The organism is Sphingomonas mollis (assembly GCF_016427505.1).
Taxonomy (GTDB): Bacteria; Pseudomonadota; Alphaproteobacteria; order Sphingomonadales; family Sphingomonadaceae; genus Sphingomonas; species Sphingomonas mollis.
Genome location: NZ_JAELXS010000003.1, coordinates 405,630 through 420,527, shown reverse-complemented (window position 1 = coordinate 420,527; position 14,898 = coordinate 405,630). Strand labels below are relative to the sequence as shown.

Here is a 14,898-nt window from a genome sequence, read left to right as displayed (position 1 = left end):
TGCGATCGGGGCGGCCCAACGGACCGCCCTGATATCAATTCCGCGTCAACGCCACCGGCCCGACGATCCCCGATGCCACGCCCGCCGCTGCGTTCACCAGCAACACGATCCGACGCGGCCCGGCGCCCGCCGGAAACGACACCTCGATCGGTCCGGTCGTCGCCGATGTCTTCGTCGCGACCTGCTTGCCGTCGATCCACAGTTCCGCCTGTCCGCCGACCGCCGCCAGACGGATCACGCCGCCATCGGCCGCGATCCGCCGCCATGGCGTCACCACCGTGCGATAGACGCGCCAGCCGCCTTCGTCCGCCGGCGTCGGCGCGCTGCCCCTCACGAAACCCCAGCTGTTGTTGTCGCCATCCGCCGGCGCCAGTTCGGGCGACGGCCGCGTCGAAGACAGCGGTGATCGACGCCATTCGCGGATGGTCATCGCCGCTGCCGTGGCCGGCACCTGCGCTCGCGGCGACACCGCCAGCCGGTCGATCGCCAGCCGCGCCGGCTTCAGCCCTGCGGCGGTGGCCTCCACCACGATCCGCCCACGCCCGGTGCCGGCGCGCACGATCACCTGCGCCAGCCCGTTGAACAGCGACCGGGCGCCGCCCTGTTCCGGCTCATGGCTGTTCGGATCGCCGTTGCCGACGCCGATGATCGTGCCGCCCGTCACGGTGAGGCGGGTCGGCAGATTGGCTGTCGGCACATGCCGGCCGCGTGCGTCGACGGCATCGATCGTGATCGGCTGCACATCTTCGTCATCCCCGGCCATCACCGTGCGCGCCGGCGTCAGCCGGAGCGCGACCGGTGCCCCCGCCGTCTCCTGCGCCGCGCTCGCGACGACACGGCCACCGCTCGACGCATGCGCCTCGATCCGGCCGGTGGCATAGGGCACCGTCCACTCGTTCCCCATGATCCGGTCGACCGCCTGCTCGCCCAGGTCGCGACCGTTCAGCGTCAACCGCACCCGTTCGGCATTGCTCGTCACGAAGACCTTGACCGGCTGCCCTTCCCGCCCCGGCCATGTCCAGTGCGGCGCGATAGCGACGACCGCGCGGTCATCGACCCAATGCGCGCGGTGAATATCGAACGCGGTCTTGGGAAAGCCGCACAAGTCCATGATCCCGAAGAAGCTGGCGATCGTCGGCCATTCATGCGGCGTCGGCTCACCATGATAATCGAAGCCCGTCCACACGAACCCGCCCGCCACGAACGGCCGATCCATGATGTTCTTCCACGTCTTGCGATGCGTATCGCCCCAGCTGGCCGCCTCCGTATCGTAGGAGGTGACCACATGGCCCTTCGGATCGCTGGCAAAGGCGCCGCGCGTCTCGAACGCGCTGGTGTCCTCCGAACTCGTCAGCGGCCGATCCGGATACATCTGGTGGAACCGGTCGTAATCGCCCTGATAGTAATTGAAGCCGGTCACATCGACCACGCTCGACACGTTCTGGGGATTGAAAAAACCGCCGTTCATCGCCGCCGTCACCGGGCGTTCGTCGTCCAGCCGGCGAACGGTGGCCACCATCCGCCGCACCATCTCGACACCCGCCTCGGTCGCCTGCATCGGCTCCTCGTTGAACACCGACCACAGAATGACGCTGGGATGATTGCGGTCGCGCCGCACCAGCCATTCGAGCTGTGCCATGTAATCGGGCGACGGATTGAACAACCGGTTCTCGTCCATGACGAGGAAGCCCATCCGGTCGCACAGGTCCAGGAATTCGGCTGCCGGCGCATTGTGCGAACAGCGGATCGCGTTGCATCCCATCGCCTTCAGCCGTTCCAGCCGCCAGCGGATCAGCGCGTCCGGCACCGCCACGCCGACCCCGGCATGGTCCTGATGCAGGCACACGCCCTTCAGCTTCACCGGCCGATCGTTCAGGAAGAAACCCTTGTCTGCATCGAAGCGGATGGTGCGGAACCCCACCGCGATCCGCCGCTCGTCCACCGCCGCCCCATCCCGCACCAGCCGCGTGACGACGGTATAGAGCGTCGGCGTCTCGACCGACCAAAGCACGGGCGCGGTCATCGCCAGCATCACCGACGCCTCCGCCCGGTCGAGCGATGCGACCTCCACGGGTGCCCGTCCGCTCGCCACCTGACGCCCATCGGCATCCAGCAACTGCACCTCGACCGACGCCGCGCTACGATCGCGCGCGATGCTCGCGACCGTCACCACCACCGGCACTTGCCAGCCGCCGTCCGCTCCCCGGCGCGGATGGCAATGGACGCCGTCCGTGGCGATCGCCACCGGCGCCCGCCGCACCAGCCAGACATGCCGGTACAGGCCACCGCCCTCGTACCACCAACCCTCCATCGCCTCCGCATCGACGCGGATCGCGATCACGTTGGTCTCGTCGCCGAAGCGCGCGAACGGCGTCAGATCGACATAGACGCTATTGTAGCCAGACCAGTTATGCGCCGCGATGCTACCGTTGATCCAGATCGTCGCATTGGTCGCGATCGCATCGAAATGCAGCTCCAGCGTCTTGCCCCGATCGGCGGGGTCCAGCCGCAACGTCCGCCGATACCAGCCGATTCCGCGCGGCCGATACCCTTGCGACAGGTTCGCCGTCTCGACGAACGGCTGTTCCGCGACCCAGTCATGCGGCAACCGCACTGACTGCCAGTCCGAATCGTCGAACGCCATCGCCGCGGCGCCCGCCGCGTTGCCCGCCTTTGCACGCAGATAGGTGGCCTCGTGTCCGACCGGCACCGGCATCGGAATGTCGCCCGGATGGAACAGCCATCCCCGCTCCAGCAGCGTGCGGCCTGGATCGGCCACTGGCAGCGCCCTGGGCAATTCACGATCCGGCTCAGGCATCGGCAACCCTGATACGGCCATGGTCGCCGGCGCGCGTGCCATCACACGGTCCGCCGTCGTCAGCGCACCAACACTGACGCCGCCGACCAGCATTTCGCGACGGTTCATGGCAATACTCCGAATGGTAATTTGGTGGCGCGAACGCCGTCAGATATCGGAAAGCTCGGCAACGAAATCATACGCATCACCGCGATAATAGGACCGGGTGAACTCAGCCGCCCGGCCATCGCGCAGGAACCCGCGCCGCTCGATCAGCAGGCCCGCATGGCCGGCATCGACCCCCAGCATCCGCGCATGTTCGGACACGAACGGCACTGCGCGCAGGCGCTGCAGGGCACGCACCGGTCGACAATCGGACTGCCCCAACGCTTCGTAGAGCGAGTCCTTCACCGCCTGCACCGACGGCAGGCAATATCCCGCGATCGTCGACATCTCGAGCGCCATCGGCTCGTCGTCGGCGAAGCGGATACGATGGAAGCGATAGACCGGCGCTCCCGGCGACAGGCCGAGCGCCATCGATTCCTCCGGGTTCACCGTTCCCGCCGCGCGGGATATCCAGGTGCTCGACGCGGTCTTGCCCCGCGTCGCCATGTCTTCGGAAAACGAGGACAGCTTGGAGAAACTCTTCTCGACGCGTCCCGCCACGAACGTGCCGGCGCCCCGGCGGCGCGTCAGCAGCCCATCCTCGACCAGCCCGCCGATCGCCTTGCGCACGGTGATGCGTGACACGTCATATTCGACCGCCAGATCGCGTTCGGCCGGAATCGCATCGCCTTGGGCCAGGATATCGCGACCGATCGCGTCGCGGATCAGTTGCTGCAATTGCAGATAGAGTGGCGAAGGATTGCCCTCCCTGAACCGCCCTACCTCGTCGGAAAATGCCATCCTGCCCCCTTCATCGAAGGCGGTCGCGGCCTTCATCGTCGATACCAGCGTATCGGAACCCGTGGCGAGCGGCAACCGACGGCAGCCAAAGGATAGATTGGTCCTAGCAAAGCCGGATCGACAACCGGCTATCAGACAATGCGATCTGACGGCACGTATCGGTCACTATTGTGCATGGACCTATATTGGTTACACTCCTGCGCCAGCGAACTGTCCGCCAAAGGCGCGTACCTGGAGAATGATGATGCGGCGATCCGCTGCGGGTATCCATACCTCGACCTTCCTGTTGGGACTGGCGACATCGACCGCGTTGCCGCTGCTGTTCGCTGCCGCGCCGGCCGCCGCCGCGCAGCGCAGCGTGACCACCCTGAACGATGGCTGGCAGGTCCGCATCGCGCCGACCGACACGACCGCCGCCGCCGCCCACCCCCGAGAGGCGAAATGGTTTCCCGCCGCCGTCCCCGGCAGCGTCCAGCAGGACCTGATCGCCGCCGCCCGCGTCCCGGATCCGTTCAAGGGCACGAACGAGGGAGCGATCCAGTGGGTCGGCCGGACCGATTGGGAATATGCCCGCACCCTGAACCTGACGCTCGCGATGCTGGCCCGCGATCATCTCGATCTGGTGTTCGACGGCCTCGACACCTTCGCCAAGGTGAACGTCAACGGCCATCCGCTCCTGACCGCGAACAATGCGCATCGCCGCTGGCGGGTCGATGCGAAGGCTTTCCTGAAGCCCGGCCACAACACGATCACCATCACCTTCGCCGCGCCGATCCGCACGCTGCAACCGATGGTGCTGGCCGAGAAGAACCCGCTGCCCGGCGAATATGACAGCGCGTTCGGCGACGAGCCGAAGGGCAAGCAGACCTCGCCGTACATCCGCAAACCGAAATATCATTACAGCTGGGACTGGGGACCGCGCATCCTCGCGGTCGGGCCATGGCGGCCTATCCGGCTGGAGGCGTGGGACAATGCCCGCATCGATGAATTTCGCGTCGAACAGGAAGCGCTGACCGATATCGAGGCGCGGTTGATGGCGGTGTTCGACATCGTCGCCGACCAGCCCGGCACCACCACCGTGCGCGCCGTGGTGGAGGGTGGCGCGCCGATGCTGCGACAGGTCGCGCTGGCACCGGGCCACAACCGCGTCACCATTCCGCTGACCGTCGCGCAGCCGAAGCGATGGCAACCGATCGGCTATGGCGAGCAACCGCTCTACCGCGTCTCCGGTTCGCTGCTGAGCGATGACGCCGTGGAGGACAGCGCCGAACGCCGCATCGGCCTGCGCACGGTCGAATTGATCCGCGAAGGCGGCAGCTTTGGCTTCCGCGTCAACGGCACGGCGATCTTCGCCAAGGGCGCGAACCTGATCCCGTTCGACATGTTCCCCGCCCGCGTCACCCCCGCGACGATGCGCCCGCTGCTGACCGCCGCGCGCGACACGCACATGAACATGATCCGCGTCTGGGGCGGCGGCTATTATCTCGACGATGCCTTTTACGACATGGCCGACGAGATGGGCCTGATGGTGTGGCAGGACTTCATGTTCGGCGGCGCCGTCACGCCCCCCGACGCCGCGTTCCGCGAAAATGTGCGGATCGAGGCGGAGGAACAGGTCGCGCGCCTGCAATCGCACCCCTCGATCGTGCTGTGGGCAGGCGGCAACGAGATATTGTCGGGCTGGGAGAACTGGTCCGACCGCAAGGCATTCAAGAAGGCGATGGGACCGGACGAGCAGGAGCGCATCGGCGTCGGCATGGCCGTGCTGTTCGACCGCGTCCTCCGCGGCGCGGTGACGGCGAAATCGCCGGGCGTCCCCTACTGGCCCGGCTCACCCTCGACCGATTACGAGGGGCCGACCGATACCGACAAGGATGGCGACCGCCATTTCTGGGACGTATGGTCGGGATCGAAGCCGGTCGAACGCTACCTCGACAGTTGCCCGCGCTTCATGTCGGAATACGGGTTTCAGGCGATGCCCGACCTGTCGACGATCCGCGGCTTCGCGGATTCGAAACCGCTCGCCGCCGACAGTCCGGTGATGAAGGCGCATCAGCGATTCCTCGCCGGAGAGGGTAACGAACGCCTGTTGTTCTACATCCGCGAGCGTCTCGGCGAACCGCGCGATTTCGCCGATCTTGTCTATCTCAGCCAGGTCAATCAGGCGCAGGCGATCGGCATGGCGGCGCTCCACCACCGCGCTTGTCGCCCGGTGACGATGGGGTCGCTCTACTGGCAGTTGAACGATGTGTGGCCGGCGATATCATGGGCGAGCATCGACCATGATGGCCGCTGGAAGCTGCTCCAGTACGAAACCCGCCGCTTCTTCGCACCGCAGGCGATCGTCGCCGAGCGGCACGATGGCAGGACACGGATCGCGCTCGTTTCCGATGCCACCACGCCGACGCCCGCGCGCTGGCGGGTGCGCGCGATGGACATGGCCGGTCGGCCACTGGGCGAACGCACCGGCGACGCGACGCTCGCACCATTGTCGGCGGCTGACATCGTGACGCTGGACGATGCCGCGCTGTTCGGCACCGCTGCGCCTGGCGCCAGCTATGCCGTGGCCGAACTGATCGTCGGCGATGCCGTCGTCAGCCGCGCCATCGTCGAACGGGCATTGCCCAAGGCGATGGCCTATCCCGACCCGAAGATTACGGTGGCATGGAAGGGCCGTGACCTCACCGTGACGGCGGGGGCGTTCGCCCGTGCCATCATGCTCGATTTCGGCGATACCGCCGCGCAACCGTCCGACGACGGTTTCGACCTGCTGCCCGGAGAAAGCCGTACCGTGACGATCGCTTCCACCGCCTCCCCCGCCGCACTGGCCCGCGCGCTGACCGTCCGCTCGCTGGGGTCGCGCCGATGATCTGGATGTTGCTCGCCCAGGCGGCCGACCCGGCCATCGCCGCCGCCATCGCGACGATGACGGTGGAGGAAAAGGCCGCACAGCTGCAAAGCACCGCGCCCGCCGAACCCAAGGCGAAACTGCCCGCCTATGACTGGTGGAACGAGGGGCTGCACGGTCTCGCCCGCAACGGCCATGCCACCGTCTTTCCGCAGGCGATCGGCATGGCCGCGACATGGGATACCGACCTGATCCACCGTATCGGCGATGTCGTCGCGACCGAGGCGCGCGCGAAGTTCAACGCGCAGCCCGTCGATGCGGACCGACGCATCTATGAAGGGCTGACGATCTGGTCGCCCAACATCAACATTTTCCGTGATCCGCGCTGGGGCCGGGGCCAGGAAACCTATGGCGAGGACCCCTATCTGACCGGCCGACTGGGCGTCGCCTTCGTCACTGGCCTGCAAGGACCGGATGCCGCGCACCCCAAGGTCATCGCCACGCCCAAGCACCTCGCCGTGCACAGCGGCCCCGAGGCCGGTCGCGACAGCTTCGACGTCGATCCCAGTCCGCAGGATCTGGAGGCCACCTACCTCCCCGCCTTTCGCCTCGCCGTGACGGAGGGCAAGGCACAGTCGCTGATGTGTGCGTACAATTCGATCCACGGCACCCCCGCCTGCGCCAGTGCGCCGCTGATGATCGATCGCATCCGCAAGGATTGGGGCTTCACCGGCTTCACCGTGTCGGACTGCGATGCGATCGCCAATATCCACCTGTTTCACCATTACCGCCTCGACGCCGCCGCCGCCGCCGCCGCCGCGGTAAAGGGCGGGACCGACCTGAACTGCGGCACCGCCTATGCCGCCCTGCCGCAGGCGGTATCGCGCGGACTGGTGACGGAGGCGGAGATCGACACCGCGCTCGCCCGCTCGCTCGAAGCCCGCCGCGCGTTAGGCATCGCATTCGGCGCGGCGAACCCGTGGCGGCGGGTCAAGCCGTCCGCGCTCGGCGCCCCCGCCCATCACGCGCTGGCGCTTGAGGCGGCACGCAAGTCGATCGTCTTGCTGAAGAACGACGCCGATCGCCTGCCGCTCAAACCCGGCGCACGCATCGCGGTAATCGGTGCGGATGCCGACGATCTCGGCGTGTTGCAGGCCAATTACCACGGCACCGCCATCGCCCCCGTCACACCGCTCGACGGCATCCGCGCGCAATTCGGCGCGACGAACGTCCGCTATGCGCAAGGATCGCTGCTCGCCGATGGCGCCGCGGTCGTCATCCCCGAAACCGCATTCCGCAGCGCCGGCAGGACCGGGCTGAAGGCGGAATATTTCGCCGCCACCGACCTGATCGGCACCCCCGTCGCGACACGGCAGGAACGCCGCATCGACGTCGATCACAATCGCGCCAGCCCGCTGTCGCAATTGGGCACGCAGTTCGGGGTCCGCTGGTCGGGTGAATTCGTTCCCCCCGGCCCCGGCGATTATCGCCTCGTCGTCGATGTACCGGCCTGCTGGAAGAACTGCACCCGCCACGACGCGGTGCGCGTGTCGATCGATGGCAAGCCGCTCGCCGACGGCGATGTGAAGCGCGGCCGCATCGAAATTCCGTATACCAGCGACGGCCGCGCCGTGCCGTTCGCTCTGGAACTGCAACACCATAGCGAAGACGAAGGCATCCGCCTGCTCTGGCTGCCCCCCGCCGAACCGCTGCTGCGCGAAGCCGTGGCGGCGACCGAGGGCATGGATGCGATCGTCGCCGTCGTCGGCCTGTCACCCGATCTGGAGGGCGAGGCGCTGTCGGTCAGCGTCCCCGGCTTCGTCGGCGGCGACCGCACCGACATCGCCTTGCCGCTGCCGCAACAGCGCCTGCTCGCCGCGTTGAAGGCGACCGGCAAGCCACTCGTGATCGTCCTGACCAGCGGCAGCGCCGTGGCGGTCGATCCCGCCGCCGCCGACGCGATCCTGACCGCCTGGTATCCGGGCGAGGCGGGGGGCACCGCCATCGCCGAGACGCTGGCCGGTCGCAACAACCCCGCCGGTCGCCTGCCGGTGACGTTCTACAGGCAGACCAGCGACCTGCCCGCGTTCGTCGATTACGGCATGAAGGAACGCACCTATCGCTATTTCACCGGCACGCCGCTCTGGGGCTTCGGCTACGGCCTCAGCTACACGAAGTTCGGCTATGTCGCGCGCCAACCAACCGCGACGGTGACGGCGGGTGCGAGCCTGACGATCGAGGCGGACGTGACCAACATCGGCGCGCGCGCCGGCGACGAGGTGGCGCAGGTGTATCTGGTGCCGCCCGCCGGTGCCGCAACCGGCATCACGACCCCGGTGCTGCAACGCCAGCTCGTCGGCTTCCGCCGCCTGTCGCTCACCCCCGGCAAGGCCAGCCGCGTGGCCTTCACGCTCGATCCCCGCGCGATGAGCACCGTATCACGTGACGGCACCCGCTCGGTTGTCCCCGGCCAGTACCGCCTGTTTGTAGGCGGCGGCCAGCCGGACACCGCACCCGGTGCATGGGTCGACCTGACCATCACCGGCACCGCGACGGAGCTGCCGAAATGACGATCGATCGCCGCATGGTGTTGGCAGGCGGCCTTGCGCTCGCCGGCACCCCCGCCTTCGCCGCGCCCGCCTTCCCCGACAAGCGCCCCGCACGCGCCGACCGCCGCTTCACCAGCCCCGCCGTCGAGCGCGAGATCGTGCGCGTCTCGAAGCTGATCGCCGATCCGAAACTGCGCTGGATGTTCGGCAACTGTTATCCCAACACGCTGGATACGACGGTGAAGATGGGCACCATCGGCGGCCAGCCCGATGCGTTCGTCATCACCGGCGACATCCCCTGCCTGTGGTTGCGCGACTCCGCCGCGCAGGTGAAGCCATACCTCCATCTGGTCCGCAACGACCCGAAGCTGGGCGAGCTGTTCAGCGGCCTGATCGCCCGGCAGGCACGCTCGATCCTGATCGACCCGTACGCCAACGCCTTCATGGAAGACCCGACCGCGAAGACCAATCTCGGCTGGGCGCTGACCGACGAAACCACGATGAAACCCGGCGTGGCCGAGCGGAAATGGGAGATCGATTCGCTCTGCTATCCGATGCGCCTCGCGCATGGATACTGGCAGGCGACGCGCGATCCGCGACCGTTCGACGCCACCTGGGCACAAGCCGCCCGCACCAGCATCCGCACCTTCCGCGAACAACAGCGAAAGGACGGCCCCGCCCCCTACAGCTTCCGCCGCAGCGCGCCGCAGCCGACCGAAACGCTGCTGTGGGGCCACGGCAACCCGACGCGGCCGGTCGGCCTGATCCATTCCGGCTTCCGCCCCTCCGATGACGCCTGCCTCTACCCCTTCCTGATCCCCGCCAATCTGTTCGCGGTCAGCGCGTTGCGCGAACTGGCAACAGTTGCCAGCGAAGCCCGGCAGGATACCACCCTCGCCACCGAAGCCACCACGCTCGCCACCGAGGTGGAGGCGGCCCTGCGTCAATGGGGCACGATGCGGCTGAAGGACGGTCGCGAGGTCTGGGCGTATGAGGTCGATGGCTATGGCAACGCCGTCTTCATGGATGACGCCAACGTGCCCTCGCTCTCCGGCCTCGCCTATCTCGGCTGCGTCGCGCCTACCGACCCGCTATGGCAACGCACCCGCGACGCCGCGTGGAGCGAGGCGAACCCGTGGTTCTTCCGTGGCACCAAAGCGGAAGGTATCGGCGGCCCCCATGTCGGCGCCGGCCAGATATGGCCGATGTCGCTCACGATCCGCGCGCTGTCCGCCACCGACGATGCGACGATCCTCGCCTGCCTGCGCACGTTGCGCGATACCGATGGCGGCACGGGCTTCATCCACGAGGCGTTCGATCAGGATAATCCCGCCAAATTCACTCGCGAATGGTTCGCCTGGGCGAACGGCCTGTTCGGCGAACTGATCGTCCACCTCGCCGCCACCCGCCCCGCATTGATGAAGGCACCGCTGTGACCGATTTTACCCGCCGCACCCTGCTCTCCACCTCCGCACTGGCCTTCGCCGCCCTGCCGCTGCCCGCCATCGCCGCGAAGCGGGACGAGGTGACAGCCAATCTGTTCATCGGCACCGGCGGCGACGGCCACACCTATCCCGGCCCCACCCTGCCGTTCGGCATGGTCCAGCTCGGCCCCGATACCGATGTCGAGCGGTGGGATACCTGTTCGGGTTATCACCGCACCGACACCTCGATCATGGGATTCAGCCATACGCATCTGTCGGGCACCGGCATCGGCGACATGCTCGACGTGCTGGTGGTGCCGACGACCGGCCCCGTCCAGCTGCTGCCAGGTCCGCGCACCGACCCCGACAAGGGATATCGCCAGCGTTTCTCCGCCGAACATGCGGAACCCGGATATTACCGCGTCGCACTGGAATCGGGGGTCCGCGCCGAGCTGACCGTGACGGAGCGGACCGGCTGGCACCGCTACACCTTTCCCGCCGGCGCCGGGCATATCCTGGTCGATCTGTCGCATCTGATCCACGACACGTCGGATCAGGCACCGCTGATTACCGACGCCTCCATGGCGATCGATCCGGACGGCACGCTGACCGGCAGCCGCCGCGTCCATCGCTGGGCCAAGGGCCGCCGCCTCCATTTCGCGATGCAGTTGTCGCGCCGCCCGACCCGCATCACCTTCTATGGCGACGGCGATACCGAGCAACCCGCCGGCACGACCGCGATCAAGGGTAACCGGCTGAAGGCGGTGCTGCATTACGACGATGCCGGCGCTGCTCCGATCCTGATCCGCTGCGGCATCTCCGCGGTCGATGTCATCGGCGCGCGCGCGAACCTCGCCGCCGAAGCCCGCGACTGGAATTTCGACCGCACGCTCGCCGCCGCCCGCAACCGCTGGGCAACGCATCTGGGTTCGATCGCGGTGGAGGGCGGCACCGCCGATCAGCGCACGATCATGACCTCCGCGCTCTATCATTCCATGCTGGCGCCGACGCTTTTCTCAGACGTGGACGGCCGTTATGTCGGACTCGACCGGCAGGTCCACACCGTGCCGAAGGGCGAGGCCGCCTATTCCACCTATTCGCTGTGGGACACGTACCGCGCGCTCCATCCCCTGCTGACGATCATCGCGCCGGTCCGGGTGAAGAGCCTCGTCGCCGACATGATCCGCCAAACGCAGCAAAGCCCCTATGGCCCGCTGGTCTGGCCATTGCAGGGGGTAGAAACCGGCACGATGATCGGCTGGCACGGCGTCTCCGTTCTCGCCGAGGCGCAGTCCAAAGGGATCGAGGCCGACTATGCCGCTGCCTGGCCCGCGATCGCCAGACGCAGCTTCGATTTCACCGCCCCCGATCTCGACAACAGCAAGGGTCGCGACCTGTACGACCGATTGGGCTACGTCCCCGCCGACAAATGGTTCGAAAGCGTCAGCCGGACGCAGGAATATGCCTATGACGACTGGGCATCCTCGCACCTCGCCCGCGCCGCCGGCCGGACGGCGGACGCGGATCGCCTGCTGAAGCGATCGGGCAACTGGCGCAACGTGCTGGACGCCTCGATCGGCTTCGCCCGCCCGCGCTTCGCCGATGGCAGCTGGTGGACGCCGTACGACCCGATCCAGCTCGGCCATATGCCTAAACCCTGGTGGCGTGATTATACCGAGGCGAATGGCTGGCAGGCGACGTTCCTGAACCAGCACGACATCTACGGCCAGATCGCCCATTTCGGCGGCGACAAGGCGTTCGAAGCGAAACTCGACGCCCTGTTCACCGCGCCCTCGACCCTCCCCGCCAACGCCCCGCCCGACATCGCCGGGCTGGTCGGCCAATACGCGCACGGCAACGAGCCGGATCAGCACGCCGCCTATCTCTACGCCTATGCCGGCACGCCGTGGAAAACGCAGGCCATGGTACGGCGTCTCTGCACCGAGATGTACAAGAACGATCCCAACGGCATGATCGGCAACGACGATTGCGGCCAGATGAGCGCATGGTTCGTCCTGTCCGCGCTCGGCTTCTATCCGGTGGATCCGGTCGAGGCGGTGTATGTCTTCGGCTCACCCCTGTTCGAACGCGCGACAGTGCAACTGCCCGGCAACCGCAAGCTGGTCGTCGAGGCACCCGGCAACCGTGCCGATACGCCCTACATCCAGTCGGTGCAATGGAACGGCAAGCCATGGACCCGCAACTGGATCAGCCACGCCGATCTGGTGAAGGGCGGCCGCCTGCGCTTCACGATGGGGACGAAGCCGAACCTGACCTTCGGTGCCGCCCACGCCGACCGCCCACCCTCGTTCGGCCGCCCCGCCCCGACGGCATGACCGTCATTGCGAGCGCAGCGAAGCAACCCAGAGCCCCGCAAGTGACGTTCTGGGTTGCTTCGCTACGCTCGCAATGACGGCATGCCCTATTTCCGGCAGGTCGCCCCCGTCCGCGTGGCGACCTGATCCGCCACGATCCGCATCGCCCCTTTCTCGGTCTGCCCCGTCATCGTCATCCGCGCGGTGAAGCCTGCCGCATTATACGTACCGGCGCGGACGACATGCATCGGCGGCCCCTTCTTCTGTGGACACGACATCGCATGATCGATCCGGCCATCGGCGATCACCGCGCGCTCGACCGTGCATTTCGCCTCTGCATTCGGCACGAACAGCGCGGCGACGCCCGCCCGCGACTGTTCGGGCGGCAGGCAGCGATGCTCGGTCTTCGACTTGCCGCGCATCATCCGCAGCAGGAAACCGGGCGCACCCGGCACGACCAGATCGACGGCGGTCGAGGTCAGATCCCAGTTGCCGGATTGCAGCGACTGCGCCGACGCGGACAGCGGCAGCGACAGCAGGGCGAACAGAGGGACGATGGCACGCATGACGCCGCCTCTGTGGCGTTCGGGCACGACAGGCAAGCGCGCAACGTCCCGACGATATTTCACTGCGCATCTTGCAATCGATTGTTGCAATCGAACGTCGATCCGGCGATACCGGATGAAAGCGATAATCGCGGGGAGGATCGGGAGAGCCATGCCAGCACTGGACAACAAGCCGCGCCTGTCGATGGCCCGCATCCTCGAAATGAATCTCGGCTTCCTCGGGCTCCAGTTCAGCTTCGGCCTGCAGCAGGGGAACATGACCCCGATCTACAGCTATCTCGGCGCGTCGGAGGCGGCATTGCCGCTCCTGCAACTGGCCGGGCCGATCACCGGCCTGCTCGTCCAGCCGCTGATCGGCGCGATGAGCGACCGGACGGATTCGCGCTGGGGCCGGCGCACGCCGTACTTTTTGTTCGGCGCGGTGTTGTGTGCGATCGGGCTGTTCTTCATGCCCCTCAGTTCGTCGATTCTGATGGCGGTATCGATGCTGTGGATTCTCGATGCCGGCAACAACATCACGATGGAGCCGTACCGCGCCTACGTCTCAGACCGACTGGCCGAGGAACAGCACCAGATCGGCTTCCTGACGCAGAGCGCGTTCACCGGCCTCGCGCAGATGCTGGCCTTCCTCACCCCGTCGCTGCTGGTGTGGTGGGGGATGGACCAAGACTGGGTCGATACCCACAACATCCCCTATACCGCGCGGATCGCGTTCATGGTCGGCGCCGTCCTCAGCTTCTCGACCATCCTCTGGTCGATCTGGCGCGTGCCCGAACTGCCCCTGACCCTCGACCAGCGCGCGCACATCGCCGCCCAGCCCAAGACGCTGGGCTCGACCCTTGCCGAGATCGGCGGCGCGATCCGCGACATGCCGCTGGCGATGCGCAAGATGGCGTTGATGAGCCTGTTCCAGTGGTACGCCATGGCGACCTATTGGGCCTATGTGATCTATGCGATCGGCCGGTCGGTCTATGGCACCGACGTGCCGACCTCCTCCGGCTTCCATTCCGCGGTGCTGACCAATGGCGAAATGGCCGCCTTCTACAACGGCGTCGCCTTCCTCGCCGCCTTCGCGATGGTGCCGTTGGCACGCCGGATGGGCGCCGCCAGCCTGCACGCCATCTGCCTCGTCATCGCCGGTGTCGGCATGCTCTGGCTGCCGCACGTCACCGAGAAATGGATGCTGTTCTTCCCCGCGATCGGCGTCGGCCTCGGCTGGGCCAGCATCATGGGCAATCCCTACATCATCCTCGCCGGGTCGATCCCGCCGGAGCGGACGGGTGTGTACATGGGCATCTTCAACATGATGATCGTGATCCCAATGCTGCTCTTCGCAGTGACGATGCCGCTGATCTACCAGCCGCTGCTGGGGGGCGATCCACGCAATGTGCTGACGCTATGCGGCGTGCTGATGTTTTGTGCGGCGGCGGCGGTGTGGACGGTGCGGGAGCGCAATGCGCAGGGCCTGCCCGTCGGTGCGGTCGCGGAATAGG

At 67.0% G+C, this 14,898-nt stretch carries 8 protein-coding genes; 5 read left to right on the top strand and 3 right to left on the bottom strand.

Going from position 1 to position 14,898, the window contains the following annotated elements; all coding sequences use genetic code 11:
• Positions 1-34: 34 nt before the first annotated feature.
• Entirely contained in the window at positions 35-2,926 is a 2,892-nt protein-coding gene (galA, locus tag JAO74_RS07705; RefSeq protein ID WP_199036666.1) for a beta-galactosidase GalA, read from the bottom strand.
• A 39-nt stretch (positions 2,927-2,965) separates the two neighbouring features.
• Positions 2,966-3,703, bottom strand: a complete 738-nt coding sequence (locus JAO74_RS07700) for a GntR family transcriptional regulator (RefSeq protein WP_199036787.1) — start codon at positions 3,701-3,703, stop codon at positions 2,966-2,968.
• A 244-nt stretch (positions 3,704-3,947) separates the two neighbouring features.
• On the opposite strand from JAO74_RS07700, the gene JAO74_RS07695 reads away from it, so the two are divergent.
• From JAO74_RS07695 to JAO74_RS07680, 4 genes are read left to right on the top strand one after another with little or no spacing between them, the layout of a single operon-like run.
• Complete coding sequence (locus tag JAO74_RS07695) at positions 3,948-6,572, top strand: beta-mannosidase (protein WP_199036665.1); 2,625 nt, start codon at positions 3,948-3,950, stop codon at positions 6,570-6,572.
• Positions 6,569-9,121, top strand: a complete 2,553-nt coding sequence (locus JAO74_RS07690) for a glycoside hydrolase family 3 C-terminal domain-containing protein (protein ID WP_199036664.1) — start codon at positions 6,569-6,571, stop codon at positions 9,119-9,121. The genes JAO74_RS07695 and JAO74_RS07690 overlap by 4 nt, the downstream gene beginning before the upstream one ends.
• Positions 9,118-10,536, top strand: coding sequence for a glycoside hydrolase family 125 protein (locus JAO74_RS07685; RefSeq protein ID WP_199036663.1), 1,419 nt, complete (start codon positions 9,118-9,120; stop codon positions 10,534-10,536). Before JAO74_RS07690 ends, JAO74_RS07685 begins: the two co-directional genes overlap by 4 nt.
• Entirely contained in the window at positions 10,533-12,860 is a 2,328-nt protein-coding gene (locus tag JAO74_RS07680) for a GH92 family glycosyl hydrolase (protein ID WP_332908750.1), read from the top strand. The genes JAO74_RS07685 and JAO74_RS07680 overlap by 4 nt, the downstream gene beginning before the upstream one ends.
• Before the next feature lie 86 nt (positions 12,861-12,946).
• Here the strand turns inward: JAO74_RS07680 and JAO74_RS07675 are convergent, their stop codons facing one another.
• Positions 12,947-13,405, bottom strand: a complete 459-nt coding sequence (locus JAO74_RS07675; protein WP_199036660.1) for a DUF3617 domain-containing protein — start codon at positions 13,403-13,405, stop codon at positions 12,947-12,949.
• 151 nt (positions 13,406-13,556) lie between these two features.
• On the opposite strand from JAO74_RS07675, the gene JAO74_RS07670 reads away from it, so the two are divergent.
• The gene (locus tag JAO74_RS07670) at positions 13,557-14,897 is read left to right on the top strand and encodes an MFS transporter (protein ID WP_199036658.1); all 1,341 of its coding nucleotides are present in this window, start codon (positions 13,557-13,559) and stop codon (positions 14,895-14,897) included.
• The last annotated feature ends 1 nt before the right edge of the window (position 14,898 follow it).

Excerpts from the sequence above, each read along its gene's own strand:
- JAO74_RS07690 (WP_199036664.1), top strand. The coding sequence starts at position 6,569 with ATGATCTGGATGTTGCTCGCCCAGGCGGCCGACCCGGCCATCGCCGCC.
- JAO74_RS07695 (WP_199036665.1), top strand. The coding sequence starts at position 3,948 with ATGCGGCGATCCGCTGCGGGTATCCATACCTCGACCTTCCTGTTGGGA.
- galA (WP_199036666.1), bottom strand. The coding sequence starts at position 2,926 with ATGAACCGTCGCGAAATGCTGGTCGGCGGCGTCAGTGTTGGTGCGCTG.
- JAO74_RS07685 (WP_199036663.1), top strand. The coding sequence starts at position 9,118 with ATGACGATCGATCGCCGCATGGTGTTGGCAGGCGGCCTTGCGCTCGCC.
- JAO74_RS07670 (WP_199036658.1), top strand. The coding sequence starts at position 13,557 with ATGCCAGCACTGGACAACAAGCCGCGCCTGTCGATGGCCCGCATCCTC.
- JAO74_RS07700 (WP_199036787.1), bottom strand. The coding sequence starts at position 3,703 with ATGGCATTTTCCGACGAGGTAGGGCGGTTCAGGGAGGGCAATCCTTCG.
- JAO74_RS07675 (WP_199036660.1), bottom strand. The coding sequence starts at position 13,405 with ATGCGTGCCATCGTCCCTCTGTTCGCCCTGCTGTCGCTGCCGCTGTCC.